The 15,980-nt window shown below is 51.6% G+C and carries 5 protein-coding genes; all 5 read left to right on the top strand.

Going from position 1 to position 15,980, the window contains the following annotated elements:
* The first annotated feature begins 90 nt into the window (after nt 1–90).
* The 5 genes from QET93_RS09515 to QET93_RS09495 all read left to right on the top strand — a co-directional run bounded on the left by QET93_RS09515 (nt 91) and on the right by QET93_RS09495 (nt 15,980).
* A complete protein-coding gene (locus tag QET93_RS09515; RefSeq protein WP_280132230.1) occupies nt 91–819 on the top strand; it encodes an outer membrane lipoprotein-sorting protein in 729 nt (242 codons plus the stop codon).
* Between the two features lie 78 nt (nt 820–897).
* Nucleotides 898–1,971 carry a polysaccharide deacetylase family protein gene (locus QET93_RS09510; RefSeq protein ID WP_280132229.1) on the top strand — a complete coding sequence of 358 codons (1,074 nt, stop codon included), beginning with the start codon at nt 898–900 and terminating at the stop codon, nt 1,969–1,971.
* Nucleotides 1,972–2,161: 190 nt separating this feature from the next.
* Complete coding sequence (locus QET93_RS09505) at nt 2,162–3,793, top strand: hypothetical protein (protein ID WP_280132228.1); 1,632 nt, start codon at nt 2,162–2,164, stop codon at nt 3,791–3,793.
* A gap of 80 nt (nt 3,794–3,873) precedes the next feature.
* Nucleotides 3,874–4,356: a GNAT family N-acetyltransferase gene (locus QET93_RS09500; protein WP_280132227.1), complete on the top strand. Its 483-nt coding sequence runs from the start codon at nt 3,874–3,876 to the stop codon at nt 4,354–4,356.
* An 809-nt stretch (nt 4,357–5,165) separates the two neighbouring features.
* Nucleotides 5,166–15,980 carry a hypothetical protein gene (locus QET93_RS09495; RefSeq protein ID WP_280132226.1) on the top strand — a complete coding sequence of 3,605 codons (10,815 nt, stop codon included), beginning with the start codon at nt 5,166–5,168 and terminating at the stop codon, nt 15,978–15,980.

Here is a 15,980-nt window from a genome sequence, read left to right as displayed (position 1 = left end):
CCATGGAATTGACCTCCGGAAAGAATCTTGCCGGGTGACTCATTTTGGTGTTTTCCGCAGGCATTCGTGCATGTATGTCACGGAGCAGATATGAATGCCTTGATGATCAAATGCAGCCGATTGGCTCTGGCGGTGTGTGCCTGTGCGTTGTTATGCGGTCCCGCCGATGCGCAGGAACCCAATGCAGACGCTTTGATGAAAAGTCTCCGTCAGACTGCGACCCTCCAGAAGAACAAGGATATCAAGGGGCAGATTCGCCGGCGTAGCGTGAAGATACCTTTCAACATCAGTTTGCGAGGCGAACTGATGTGCTTCCAGTATTTCCAAAACAACGTATGGGAACGCTTCGATCTCAAATTCAAGGAGAAAGGGCAGGAACTCCAATACCAGAAGGACGGCAAAATGGTGGCTCTCCCCAAGGCGATGTATTCGACTCCCATTCCTGAAACGGACATTACCTACGAGGATTTATCCATGCGTTTCTTGTACTGGCCTGGAGCTCGGATTCTTCAGGAGAGCGAAGCGACATCCACCGTCAAAGGACGTCTTTGCTGGATCGTCCAACTCAAGAACCCGACTCCCTCCCTCGGCCAGTACGCCTGGGTGCGCGTGTGGGTTGATAAAGAAAACGGCGGAATGTGGCAGATCGACGGCATTGATGCCCGAGGGGAGTTGGCCAAGCGTTTCCTGCTGACGTCCGTGATGAAACTGAAGGACGGATCCTGGTTTTTCAAACAAATGAAAGTTGAGGTTCGCGACACGAACGATTCACGGAAAACGGTCTCCGTCAATTATATCGATATGAACTCTCCGGAATGATCGGCTTTTTTGAATAAATATCAATTACGGCGTGACATGTCCCCTCAGTGAAGGTAAACAAGTTCACCCCAATTTGTCATGAAATATACGTTTTTCACTGTTCTTGCGGCTGCCTTGGTGTTGTCTTCCTGCTCCTCCCAAAAAGGGACTTCACCCGAAGCTCATGTAACGCCTGCAACGGAATCCATCCCAGCTTCCAAGATAACGCCTGCTCACAGGCTTCCTGCTTCGAAGAATCGGACCGGGAATAGCCAGCAATTCCCCGTCGTTGCCAAAAACACGACGTTTGCCCCTCAGGCTCCCAAGGTGCCCGGAGTGCGCATTTCCCGCGTGAATGTTCCGGAAAAAGTCGTCGCCCTGACTTTTGACGACGGGCCTCACGGGACACTGACTCCGCGTGTTCTGGATATCCTCAATCGCTACAACGCCAAGGGTACCTTCTTTATGCAGGGAGTTAACGTCAATCGCTACCCCGGCATCGTCAGCCGCATGGCTCGCGAAGGCCATGAACCGGCATCCCACACATGGAACCACATTTGCATGACCAAGACATCGCGTCCGCTCTGCGAAGCCCAGCTTCAAAAAACCGACGAGGCGATCCGCAAGGCGACCGGCTCCTCCCCCAAGCTGATGCGTCCTCCTTACGGAGCTGTCAATGCCGGGCTTTATACATGGATGCATGAACGCTTCGGCTACAAGACGATCCTCTGGGATGTCGACACCAACGACTGGCGCAAGCCCGGAGTCTCCACGGTAATTTCCCGTGCTGTCAATGGTGCCAAGCCCGGATCGATCATCCTCGTGCATGACATCCACGCGTCCACCGTAGATGCCGTGGAAGGCATTGTGCGTGGCCTGCAAAACCGGGGGTTCCGCCTGGTGACTGTTTCCGAACTGATCTCCATCGGCCAGCGCTATGCCAATTCGGCGGGTGTATCCGCACCTGCCCCGTCTGTCCCCGTCATACCGGCGGCTCCGGCTCCTGTCGTTGCTCCCGCAGTTGTTCCGTCTATCCATGAACAACCGGTCACAGAACCCTCAATGCAGCAGGAAGAAGCTCCCCGGCAACCTGCCGTCGCTCCCGTTTCCGCCGAAAATGCGGACGAACCTGCCGTGACTCCGGGAACTTCCGGTGCTGTACCTCAGCAATAATCTTCGCTTGGCGTTGCCCTTTTTTCCCGGTTTTGGCATAGACAAGCGCCGGTGAAATGGTTAAAATGCCTTAAGCATCACACAAGAGCTCTTGAGGTGGTTCTCAAAGAGCTCTTTTTTATGCTGCAGGGTTCCAGACATTCCGCGCCGACCTATGCTGAAACAGGGACAACATGCCTTATCCTATCACGTGCGCAACATCGCTGAGTGCGCCCTTGATTTTTCCCGCAAACTGGGGGACGACTGTATTTTCCCGGCGGAAGAGCCGTTGCGAGATGCGCTGCGGGCGGCGGAACGCATTCCGGCCGTTGCCGTGATCGGGGATACCTGTGCCGGCAAGTCGTCCGTACTGGACCTGATGGTTTCTCCCAAAGAGGATACGTTCGGGAGGATGTCGCGCGGCGTTCCCGTCCTTCGCTGGAGGTTCGACGTTCATGCTTCGGGAGAACTTGCCCAGGGGGAGGAGGCCGCCTACTATCCTCTGCCTCAGCTGCGTGATGTCGAATTTATTGATACGAGCATTCGCGATTTCGACAAGGAAGGGGATCTCCTGCAGGAGGCTCTCCAAGGAGCGGATGTCATCATCATGGTGATTTCCGCCACAATGCCGTATTCCCGGAATGCGTGGGATTTCATCTCCCGGTTTCCCCCCGAATACTACACCCGGATGATTATTGCCGTGACACATCCCGACGAGTGTAGTTTCGACCAGATCCAGAACGTCAAAGACATTGTCCGCGAGGACTGCCGCCGTTATCTTGATACGGAACCACCTCTCTTTCCCGTCTGCGGAGGGGGGAGCCAGAAAGGATACGGAGCCGATGCCCTGACCCGGCGCGTCAACCACATTTTGGCCGTCAGGATGGCTTCCCTCGGCATGAACGCCCGGGTGATCGCCGCAACGGCATCCTTGTTGGAAGAACAGAAACAGGTCTTGCGCAACCAGGATCGCCTCCTGCGTATGGACTCGGGGTTCCTGGCCAGGATCGAGAGCGAAATCGACTCCGTTTGCAACCAGATGGCCCGCATCCTTCCCACACGTCTGGAAGCCATGTCTACTCTCGTTCAGGAGTTTGTTCCGCGCCTGGCCCGCAAAACGGCCAGACAGCTTGGCTATGTCCTTTCCCTGAACCGCGTCCGTTGCCTGGGCCACATGGCCGCGGGCATTGACAACTGGTTTTACAAACAAATTGCTCACAGCATCGAAGAACGCCAGGAGTACTACAACCGCGAGTTCCTGACGGCCTGCACCCAGCACTGGAATTCCATCCGTCCCCGCGTCCAGGACCAGATGGAGTGCGACATCGGAGATTTCCCGGCAGAACGCCTCCAGACGAGTCTGGACACCTATCGCCGTCGCTTGGGACGTGCCGTTTACCAGCCTCTCAATGATTTCGGATTGAAGTCCTGTCTGTCGAAATTGTATGCCGGGCAGGAAAAGTGGATGTACAAGCAACTTTTCATCATTTTCCTGCTGATCGCCGCCGGAGGCATTCTCGGAGGACTCGGGGAATCCTCCGCGGGATTCGTCCTGGTCGGTTGTGCCGCCGTCCTCTGGGTTTTGTCCTCCCTAGCTCTCATCTTCGTGAAAATCCGCCTGATCCGCCAATTGGAGGATGCTGCCGGAGACATGCACCTGGCTATTGTCAGCGGTTTGAAGGAACCCCTGTTTCTCGCGACCATGGGAGGGCTGGTGGACTATCGCAAGCTCTACACCGATATCCGGGGACAGGTGGCTGTCAGCGCCGACCAGATCACCCCTCTCCTCGCCGAGCACAACCAGCTGTTCTACAAACTGACCGCCATGCGACAGCCCAGATAGGGTGGTGCCGGGCGCATGTTTTTCCGCGAGTTTGTCATTTTGGGATTCACGGCAGGCGGTGAACCGTATAGCATCATTCCATGTTTGACATGCTGGTTCGCCTTTACGACCTTCCTGACGTTTCCTCCTCGATCAACGAACTGAAGGGGCAGGGGATTCTGATCCGTCGTCCGGGCGCCTACGAACGCCATATCGTGACCGACTGGGTCGGAAGGACGTTCAGCCCCAAGTGGGTCAGCGAAACGAAGGTCGCTTTCGGGCGTCAACCCGTTTCATGCTTCATTGCCACGTGCGACAGCCGGATTGTCGGCTTCGCATGCTACGATGTAACGGCTCGCGGTTTCCTTGGCCCCATGGGAACCGATCCTTCCGTACGCAGGAGCGGACTTGGCAAAGCCCTTCTGGTGACTGCCCTCGGTGCCCTGAGGGACATGGGGTTTGCCTACGCCTTTATCGGAGGTGTCGGCCCGGCGGAGTTTTATGCCAAAACCGTCGGTGCAGTTCCGGTGGAAGGCAGTACTCCCGGTATCTATGTCGATATTCTGCCTGATCCGGAATTGTAGGAACGGCTTCCCTTTCTCGTGGAAATCATGAGAGAATCCAGAAGAAGTTGTGATATGGTGTCCTGACTAATAAATATCCAACTTCATGATGGATATTAGATTTAACGGATCGGGACTCTCCTTTTGTCCGATGCGGAAATGTGGGTATTCTATGAATGCCCATAAATATGTATTGTCTTTGGTGTTAAATCCATCATATGACAAATAACTGCAGTGAATTTTCATTTCTGTCGTCTTTTTCATAAGAGTTTTTCCTGCAAATATAAGCCCTTTAATAGGATGATGATATTTTTATAATAAATAGAGAAATGTTTCTTGTGAATTTAAGATAATAAAATATCGGATATATTGTTTGTAACTAGCGGATTTAACATCCGCTGACAAGGATAAACAACCCGGCAAGACACATTTAGTTTGACGTTTTTATGAAAAATTCCCCTCTCTCCTTCTATCTAACCCAACCATGGGCTAGTAAAACCGATGAATTCAGGTATTATAAACAAACGTTTGTATTGTTTTTTCGTGTATGTTTTATTGATTGATGCATTGATTTAATCGAATCTCGCTCTTTTCTCTATTTTATATTTTCATAATAAATTGATATATAATATATTGTGTCCATTTATCGGATGCGTTGTATTTAATTTTAATCTTTTGTTTTGCGTGTTTTGAAAATAAATTTTAACAGACGTTGAAAAATTGGAAAATTTATAAAAATCGGCAATTTAAATAAATTAATTACAAAACAAATAATTAGCGGATGTTAAATCCGTCAGACTATGCGTGGTCCCTTCTAACTAGTCAGATTTATGAAAATTCGCCTTCCCCTCCCCTTAAGAACCGCTCTGCTGTCCAGCTTTCTTGCGGTTTTCTCCTACACTGTCCAGTCTGCCACCCTGTCGTGGTACGGTGAAAACGGCGGTTCCTTTGTTGAAAATTGGTGGAATCCTAGTCCGGACACTCCGGATAGCCCGCACCGGCAGGATTTGCTTCCGCACGACAATCTTATATTCGGAGATCAGGATCCGTCCTCTCTCGAAGAGAGGACAGGATTGCAGGAAGTGATTTTTGGTCAAAAAGACACTTATGGTTCGTTTACGTTGACGAGTGCGCTTGACTGGAATATTGCGACGGCAGGTTCAGTGTTTGAATCTGTATCGGTTACAGCGGCAGGGAAGACCTTGACCTTTGATGGTCTGGAAGTCACTGATGCGATGACGGCAACCGGAAATCTTGTGTCTACTGGCAATGTAAAGGTGGGGGGCGATTTTACATTGGGGGCATCCTCCACATTGACAGGAACCAACTTGGACGTGTCGGGTGCATTGTCGAATGCGGGAACGATTACTTTGTCGGGGGGATTGACGACGCAATCGTGGACACTGAGTTCAGGAGGGACTATTCTGGCCCAATCTTTCAACGGAGGGATGGGAGACAGCGACATGGTTGTCGACGGGACGAATTTGTCCCTGGAGGGGAACCTGTCCGTCAATTCATTGGCCATTACCGGCAACGGAGCTTTGACAGCTGGAGCCGTTACTTCGGAGGGCGATATCAGTGCGGGGTCCGGGACAAGTTTGACCAGCAAGGGAACTCTGACTTCGACGAACGGCGGCATGGCAATCGCCGGAACCGTGACGGCTGGTGGAACCGTGACGGCTGCCAATGGGACCATTGAGCTTTCCGGGACCTTGAATGCAAATGGGCAGAGTGTCGTTGCCCAATCTCTCAATATGGGAAAAAACGGGAGTTTGACCGCGAATTCCCTGACTGTGCATACCCTGGAGACTGTTACCGGTTCCCGTATGAATTTGACCGGAACTCTGAACACTCAATCCTGGACACTAGGCGCCGGTACCATCACGGCTGCTTCATTCAATGGGGGCTCCGGTTCCTCTGACCTTTCCCTCAATGGTACGAAGTTGACCCTTTCCTCTTTGGAAGCCATAGCCCTGAATTCCCTTTCGTTGAATTCCTCCGCCTATTTAACGACAACAGGTAATGGTGCGGATATCACGATTGCAAACGGATTGACACTTAATGCCGGAACAACATGGGATGTCCGGGGAAGTTCAGCTGTCGGACGCGATGTCATTATCGGCGGCAATGCCGTCCTCAATGGAAGCATGTGGGCTAAAAGCCTGGCTGTGAATGGTGATAGCTTGGTCGTCGGAGGGAAGGTTGTCACGAAGAGTGAGGTAACTGTGACCGGAGCGTCCAATATATCCGGCTCTTTGTCGTCTGATTCCGGAAATATGACGTTGAGCGGCGCTACAGAGGTATCCGGTATTCTGAAGGCCAGCAACATATCTTTGACCGGAGCTGTGACATTGGCCGGGAATACTTTCAATATCAGCGCTTCCCGGAACCTAACCATTGGTTCTCTGGCGAATACGGGAGGAGAGATCGGAGGCGGAACCATTTCTGCCAATTCCTTGACATGGACGACGACTCCCGGAACGCTTCAATTGAACGGTACCCAAATTACTCTTGGAGACACGGCTGCCAATGATTGGAGCGGCATGGATTTGATCCTGAAAGGAAAATCAGGAGCCATCTTTAATGTTAAAAACGCTGATGTCAAACTGAAGTCCCTCGTTTTGGAGGAAGGTTCCGGAACGGCTTCTTTTGGATCGTTGGAAACGGCTGGTAATTTGAAGGTTCTGGATAACAATGCCAAATTGAATTTAGGAGCCAATTCCACGTTGACAGTTGGTGGTGACATGACTCTCAATTCATATAGTGACTGGAATAAGGTTACCGTTGACGTTGCCGGCAATTACACTGGGGGGCATATGCTTACTGCCAAAGATATAACGGTTGGGGGGAATGTTGACTTAACCTCCAATCTTACCGCCACAGAAAATCTTTGGATTAAGGGAACGGTTGAGGTTATAAAGAATACCAGTGTACTGGATGGACAAAAGAGTCTGATTATTGACAAAGCCGTTACTAATTTCGGCACTATTAAATCCTCTTCCGGTTCAATTACTCTGAAAGATGATGTCACCCTGAATGCTGGAAGTTCACTTCTTGCAACAAATGGCACGATTTCCTTGGAGGGCGATTTGACAGCCAATGGATCGACCGGAAAACCGGTCACGATTACAACCCGGCAGCTTCAGGGTAATACTGCCAAGACCATTTCTCTGACGAATGCCGACATGAGCCTTACCGGTAGTAGCGATGCTTCTACGATGGGAACGCTCGAAATGACGGGATCTGCTTTGAATGTTTCCTCCTCCTTGACGGCGGGAGCTGTTTCCGTAGATGAGACGTCCAGCGTGAGTGTTGGTAAAGACATTCATTTTGAGTCTCTTACTTCGGCAGGACTTGTTGAATCTACTGCGGGGAATATTACTATTACCGGTGCCGTGGATGTGAAGAATGGAGGGTTTCTTGAAGCCTTGTCAACTAAGGATGGTACTGGAAGCATTTCGACGGGTGAGCTGACCAATGCCGGGACGATTCAGGCCAATGGCACGATTACTGTAACTGGCGATTTGAAGGCTAACACCGGGACGATTCAGTCCTTGGAAAAAGACATCGTTATTACGGGGAATGCCAATTTGGAAGCCAATGGCAAATTGATTGCCGCCACGTATGATGAGATTACTCAGGAATGGACGGGGACGGGCAATATTTCCATCGGCGGTACCCTGACCACTTCGGGTCAAGCAGAGAAGCGCGTGATGCTTGTCTCTTCACAACTTTTGGGTACAGGAACTTCCGGGAGCGATATGACCCTTTCCTTCACGGATTTGATCCTGACGGACAAAACGGATGCCGATCATACGGCTGCCCCAGTCAAAGCCGGGAATGTGACATTGACGGATTCTCTTTTCAGTTCCGCCAGCGGTATTGAGGCTGCGAGTGTGACTCTGAACGGTAATTCCACGTTGCTTTCCACGCAGAAGAACTATACTTACAGCAACAATCCAAAACCGGAAGACTATCCCGAAGGCGGTAACAAACCGGCTCAGACCGACATGACGATAGGCTCACTGACGGTCAACGGCAGCCGGAATACGGTGGAGAGTTATGGAAACCTTTTCCTGAAATCCGCGACAGAACTGGATGCCGATCAGTTGAAGGTCAATGCCTGGGGTGTGGTGACCGTTGATGGAGACTTGACTCTGGGTGATAAAAATGCTGCCAATCACAATACGATTTCCTTCCAGGGGGCCGGCATTGCGGTGGAAGGGGGGCTCAACGTTGCCAAAGGCAGTACTCTGACTTCCCAAGAAGCCACTATCTACAAGGAAGACGGGATAACTCCCTGGCCGGCTGCGACCAGGGATAGATCCCACCTGACTGTCAAAAAGGACTTGGATTACCAGGGCGAGATCGTCGTCAAGGGAGCCATGACGGCTCAAAACGTGACGGGCAGCGACGGCGGGACATTGACCGCCGGCAATGCCTCAACGGGGGATTCCGTGACAGTTAAGAGTATTGTTCTGAAAGGGGATAACACGACTTTCTCCTCCAGAAACGCCCTGAATATTACTTCCTTCCAGGAAGATGGCGGAGTTAAGTATGCCGCCCAAGTCAGCGGAAACGGGGCGAAATTGTCGTCTGTCTATAACATGACCATGGCCAATGGAGGGCTTCTTGTCAACGAGGGCTCTACCGTTAGTGCGGGAAGAAACCTCCAGGTCGGCGACGTCAACAGCATTCACAATGTGGTGATCAACGGAGTATCAAGCGGAACCGTTGCAACGAAGGTGACTGCGGGAAGCGATTTGCGCGTGTATGGTGATGTTTCCCTGAAGGGAAACAACATTAACGTTTCGGCTAACAATATTTTCATTTACGACGCAACCCCGGGAACATTGGGGACATTGACGGTTGACGGGGCCGGGAATTCCGTAAGAGCCACACAGCAGTTCCGTGTATTTGCCATTGACCTGAAAAACAACGATGGTCTGCAGAATGTCCTGTCTGCCGGGAACCCGGGCATGTATGTCGATACGACATCGAACATCGGGACAGGCAATTTCCTCAATTCAGCCGGCACGATCCAGTTCAAGGGTAAGGTGACGACGAAAGGCGATATCCAGTCCTCCCAATCGGTGTATTTTGAAGGCGGCCTGGATATGACAGCCGGAAGCATCGTCTCCGGTGACACGGTGCGTTTCACATCCCTGTCCAACTCGATGACGGGAGGGAGCCTGACGACTCCCAACTGGGAAATCCTTACCGGCTACGATGCGGGAGGGGCAGTCAACCTGGTTAAAAATACGGAGGTTCACGTATCGGGATCTACAAAAATCAGCGGTGACGGAAAGGCCCTCTTTGAGCAAATCAGCGGAGAGTTGGGAGAAGTGAAGGTCTCCGGCAATTCCGATGCGACGATTGGCGGTACCAAAAATCGCGTCCGTTTTGAATTGCTTAACAGCGGTTCCGAAAAGGGGACAGTCTTGGCCCCCCTGTACATGACAGGCATGTCCATCCAGAACGGAGATGTCTATTTAGGCAGTTCCGACGGAACGAATCCCGTTTATCTTGATACGAAGGGCGACCGCAAGGGTACGATTACCTTGAACAAGGAAGGGCGGTTGTACGTTTATCAAAACAGTACCTGGGCCGGTTCCGTCGAGATGAATAACAATTCCTATCTGACGCTGGCCGGAGGTAATATTCTCGGCGATGTCTATTCGGCAGGAACCAGTTCCGATTTTAATACGAACAACATTACCCTTGATGTCCAGGGAGGGGGCTTGATCCACGGCAACGTGATTCTCAATGCCGTGACGGTAATCGGAGATACAGGCAAGACTGTGACGGTTGACGGCGACCTGAGCATTACCAATTCTACGCCAGCTGATGCCCTTCAATTTTTTGCGTCTACTTCTCTGACGTACACGAGCGGGCAGTTGACAATTGTTGATAACCCTCCTGTTTCTGATCCCGACGTATCCCAAATCAACGACTCCGTTAAAAAGGTCATCATCGAAGGGGATTCCATGGTGACGCTCGGCAAGCTTTATGCTAACGGCTATTCATCAGGTACCATTCCCCACGAAGTCAGTATCCGTTTCGGCGACTTGACGATCGTGAGCGGAAATTACAAAGGAGACCTGCTGTTCGAGGAGAGCAACCAGGCCCAGAATAACGCGAATGTCTCGCGCAAGTTGACGATCAGTACGGACACGGCGAACGATCACAACATGATCGTGCTGGCATCCGGGATTATCAGTGTTTCCAACGATACGACGTTTACTCTGAATGGAGAACTTCGCGGCGACATGTCCCTGTTGATGGAGGGCGGCGGTACGAAAATTTTCAACAAAACCCTGAATGGTACGGACACCGACTATACGGCGGACATTACCTGGACTGCCGGCAAGCTGCAACTGGGCGCCGACAATGCCATCGGGACGCAAGGCACCCTGTTCGTCAAGAGTACGACGGGTGAGGCGCTGGAACTCATCAGCAATATTCCCAATGCTGCCGGAACCATTACGACGAGCAAGAACATCGACTTCTCGGCCAGCCCGGTAACTGTCAACACTGTCGATAACCTGACCCTGACGGGCAATGTTACCGGAGGCACGATGAGCAAAAACGGTGCGGGCGTACTCGACATGAGCAGTGCGGCCGTCGACATTGATACCTTGAATGTTTATGGAGGTACCGTGCATGACTTGTCCGCCGGGAACAGCTTGTACGACAACGTCAACGTGTCGGCGCATGCCGTCTTCATGGGTGACGTCGGTACGTATGGCAATCTGACATCAAGGGCGACGATCACGATTGTCGACGGTGAAGTAACCGATATCGGCGGCGGTTTCCTGAGCACGGTTCACGGAGACGTGTTCGGCAACATTGTCACCGAACATGTTGGGAAAGAATCTCCCGACGAAGGTCGCACGGCCTACAATTCCGTCATCGTTTTGGCCGATATGGTTTCCCAGGCCGGGCACACGGGTAATATCGTCAACGGCGGGACTCTGCTGATCGACGGCAGCAACCTGTCGATGACCGGCGCCATGAATCCGGACAGAGGCAATGGATCCGATTTCTCGCGCCTGACGCTTACCGGCAGTTCCCTGGAAATGACGGGCAATATCTATGCTTCCCGTTACCAGCGTCCCGAGGATAAACCGGCCGATGAAGCCGTCTGGGATGGAGGATGGTTTGCCATGCAGGATTCCTCGCTCGTTTCCAAGACGGGCAAAATTGAAATCACCGGCAAGACCCAGGGCATTTCCTGGAATGGCAGCAAGACTTCCGTTGATCAATCCGATGTCCGCTTTTACGGCAATGTCCTGACGGCCAATACGGGCATGAATCTGGATCTTGAATTTGTAGGCGGTACGGTCGGGGGCACCGTTGACCTGACCCAAAACAGCATCATTAGCAAGGGCAATGTCTTTACCGTTCTGAACGGCGGCATGTCCTTTGCAGGACGGAGTTTTGAGGATGAATCGAAATTCGACAGCAATACTCTGACCTCCCGTGATGACATGACGCTCGACATGAGCTTCAAGAACGGGTTCGACAGCAACGAATTGACTTCCCAGCAGGGAGCTTTGTCCTTCAAGGGCGAGTCTCTTGAAGAGAAGGAGATCCATGGCGCGGGCTTTAGGTACAATACGTTTTCCTCCAGGGGAGACATGGATATCGAATTGTCGACAAACGTGCTTGCCATGGAGAATACCTTTACCTCGGCGATGGGGGGCATGAGGTTCTTCTACCATTCCGGAGGTACGAAGAGCTATGGCGAAACTCTTCTGGGATTCCTCGACAATACGCTGACATCCAAGGGAGACATGGTGGTCGTTCTGAATACGCATGTTACGGCTTCGGGCAACATCCTGACTTCATCGGCGGGAACTCTTGACTTTACCTACCGTTTCCAGGGTGAGCTTGCAGAGGGAAGCGGAGGTGAACCCCTGGTTCATGGAGTGACCGACAATACATTGACATCCCAGGGCAATATGGCGCTGCGCCTGGATGCCAGAAACGTCTCAGGCAATACGTTTTATTCCAAAGCCGGGAACATGCTGCTTTCCGGTATTCCGGATTCGGGAATTCTTGTAGACGAACGCGTCCTGTCCGGCAACTCCCTGCTGGCACAGGGGGATATCACATTCGATCAATCTCTGGACATTAAGGAGTTTAATAACAACTTAATCCAGTCCGGCAAAGACAACCTGAAACTTTTGGGTGATATTTTCGTCAACACCGTGATCGGAGATGGGGCTGATCAGACAAATCCGTCCGGCAAGAACGTTGCCAATACGTTTGCGGCAACACGGCAGTTTACGAATAACGCCTTCATGTCCCTGGGGAGCGGATCTTCCGTTAGTGCCCAGTTGTGGAACTTGAATGCCGATGCCGTGATTTATGACGGAGGTGTGACGATCAAGGCTCCCGTCAATGCGGGCATCGTCTGGCAGGGAACTTCTAGAAGATTGACTCTTAACGGAGGAGCAAGCCATGTCCTCGGGCGCTTGACCCTTAACTCGGGGGAACTCGTCTTGAATGACGGGGCGACCGCGTCGGCCCTGGATGTCCAGGGAACAGATACGGGAACAGACATGCAGGGAAGGATTACTCTGAATGATGCCAGTACGTTGACATTCGACTCCATGGAGACGATTGGCAAAGTCATTCTGGCGGATGATTCAATTGAGAAGCGAATGGGATCCATCCTTACCATTGCGAATAAAAACAGCCACATCGGCGAATTGACGCTGTCCAGAGATTCCGTCCTTTCCCTGAGTAAAGGGCATCTGACTATTGATGTCTTGCGGCAGAATGGCAAAAAGACGGGCGGTGAGGTTTTTGTCGGTATGGGAGATTTGACTGTCGGCAGTACAGATTGGGATGACAATACCTATTTCTCGGGTTCCATGACGGCATCCCAGGGCAGTATCTATCTTGCGACAGGCGGTGAATTCAGATTGGATGAAGTGACTATTTCTGCTTCTTCTTCCGTGTCTAATACGGGGAATTTGTATCTTTCGAGCGGTTCTTCCGTATCGGCGTCGGACTGGTATGTCAATGGGAAGGCAGTCCTGACGAATGCCGGCGTTTCGCTGAATAACCGATTGCTTCTTGGTGGCGATTTGTATCTGGAAGGGCTCAATGACGAAAGCGTCTGGAGCGGCTGGCTGAAGAACAGTCTGAGTGCGGGAGAATGGGATGCCTTGGGTTCTGACGAAGCCAAGAAAGCCAAAGTAATGGCCTTGCTGGGAAAACAGGCATACAATCTGGGTAACGTGTCGTCGTCCATTCTGACTCCTGCGGGCGGCTCCTATCCTACTTTGTCACTGGTCAACCTGAACGACATTGCACAGACCGTCCGCGCAGATGTTGTCGATGGCGGCTATTTCAATGTGTCGATTGACAATTCCGAGTTGAACGTGAGCAAGATCCAGACCTTTGGCGATACGACGCTGAAGAATAAGGCCGTGTTGAGTGCCAACGGATCCGTACATTTGTTCGGGCAAGTTTCGTTGGAAAATTCGTCGATTTCCTCCCGCGGCATAGGCAACATCATTCTGGGAGCTGTCGATGGGACGACAGCATTGGGAGAAGTTGTCAAGTTGAAGAACACGGAGATGAATGCCTCCGGCCTTACTCTGTCGTTCCGTGGTGCGATTAACACTGGTCTTGCTTCAGACGGAAGTATTTCAGGAAACACGTTCCAGGCAGCAACGTTCGATTGGCAGCCTGTCGGTTGCCAATCGGTAACTTTTGGCGCCGGTAACAAATTTGCTATCGTTACTTCAACGAAAGTTGCGGATCAGAGCAGCTTCGTGTTCGATCCCGGTACCGGTTCCGGAGGCAACGATTACGGATCTCTGGGGCAGATTACGATGGGGAAAGAATCTTCCCTGAAGTTGTTACATAATTCGTTGTTGGAAGCCAAGGGGATCTCCATGACTTCCGGAAACCTGGTTTTGCAACAGGAGTCCAGACTTTCTTCTTATGGCACGCTGACTATGGGAAGCGGCAATGTCACGGTTGAGAATAAGTCGAAGTTGTTAGTCGATGGGGCTTCTTTCGGAGGTCATGTGTCTGTGTCCGGGAGTTCCTACATGTTGGTTAATGGTAGTGTTACCCAGCAAAGCGGCAATTTGAATATCTCATCCGATTCCAATTTTGCGGGGTTCGGGGATTATTCTGCCCAGGGGTCAAAGATCTCTATTGAGGGAGCAAAGGCCACGATGACCCTGTCCGGCGTATTAAGCATGAATTCATCGATTGATATCGCAATGGATTCGGCTTCACTAAGCGTGACGGACGGGGGGGGAGTCTCCCTGGGGGGAATTATTGCCAATTCCAAATCATTCATTGATCTGGATCATGCCACGGCTGCGTTTGTTACCGATAACCTTGTCTTGAATGATACGGCGACCGCTGTCATTAACGATACGACGATTACAGAAGGTGGAATCTACCACAATGGAATCGGTTTCCTGAGTTTGGATAATCTGACGATGTCGGAGAAGGCCAGTAAAATCGTTCTTAATTCCGGCGATACGACGATGACGGGAGTTATAACCCTGGGATCCGGCAGTGACCAGGGCGTGTACGTTCAGGGCGGTTCTCTATCTATCGGCGATACGTCTCTGGAAAAGGCGACTCAGCTTTCAGGGATGGTGTCGTTATCCTCGGGAACCGTGACGGTGCACAATGTAGACTTGCTTGAGAAAGTTGTCGTCCAGTCCGGTATCGGTATTCGCCAGCTGATCTTCAATCCCTTGACGAGTGATGGTGCTATTCGTATTCAGAATGTGCAATTGGGACAAATGGAAGTCAACTCCTCCCTCAGAATGACGATTGGCGATTCCCGGAGTGTCCGGACTGGGAATTTGTCCGGCAACGGCCCGATCACTTTGATCGGACAGGGTTCTCTGACTCTGGGACGGTTGACAGATAACACCGACTATACGGGTGATATCACATGGTCCGGATCGTCTCTGTCCTTGACGGCGGATCATGCCCTCGGGACTATTGGCCAGTTGCTCGTAACGGGTAATTTCCAGGGAATCCTCGATGTGAGCGGCACGGGTGCCCATAGCAAGGATCTGGCGATTGACAGCCAGACTGGCTCGTTGACCGTTACCAATCAAGGCGGAGATCGGACCACGATGACCGGGACGGTCCGCATGTCCGGGATACTTATCAAAGAGGGAGCCGGTAGTCTCATTATTGACGATAAGACGCCCGAGAAACCCTCATGGATGAACAACGTGACTGTCAACGCAGGTTCCCTGACGTTGATACACGTTGCCGACCATGGTATTGCCGGTCGATTGACCGCTAACAATGGTGTTCTTACCCTTGACGGCATTGACTCGAATGCTGTCTCGGACATAACGGTCAAAGGAAGTCTCGGAAAAATCGTACTGACCAATGCCTCCGATATTAGATCACGCGTGGTTTCCGACTTCAATGCGGGACGATTGATTGTAGACAATGATTCTTCTTTGATTGTCAACGGATTACTGGATGCAGGCGGCTCTTCCGCAATGACGATTGATTCCGGTTCCCTGCAGGTGGACGGCAACATGTTGCTGTCCGGGACGGGAGATTGGATTCTTCGCGACGTTTACCTGTCATCCTATGATACGATGATTCTGAGTATGGAAAATCTTCGGGGTTAG

It is taken from the genome of Akkermansia sp. N21116 (genome assembly GCF_029854705.2).
Taxonomy (GTDB): domain Bacteria; phylum Verrucomicrobiota; class Verrucomicrobiia; order Verrucomicrobiales; family Akkermansiaceae; genus Akkermansia.
Note: the sequence above shows the minus strand (reverse complement) of the source record. Positions and strands in the feature narration are given on the sequence as shown.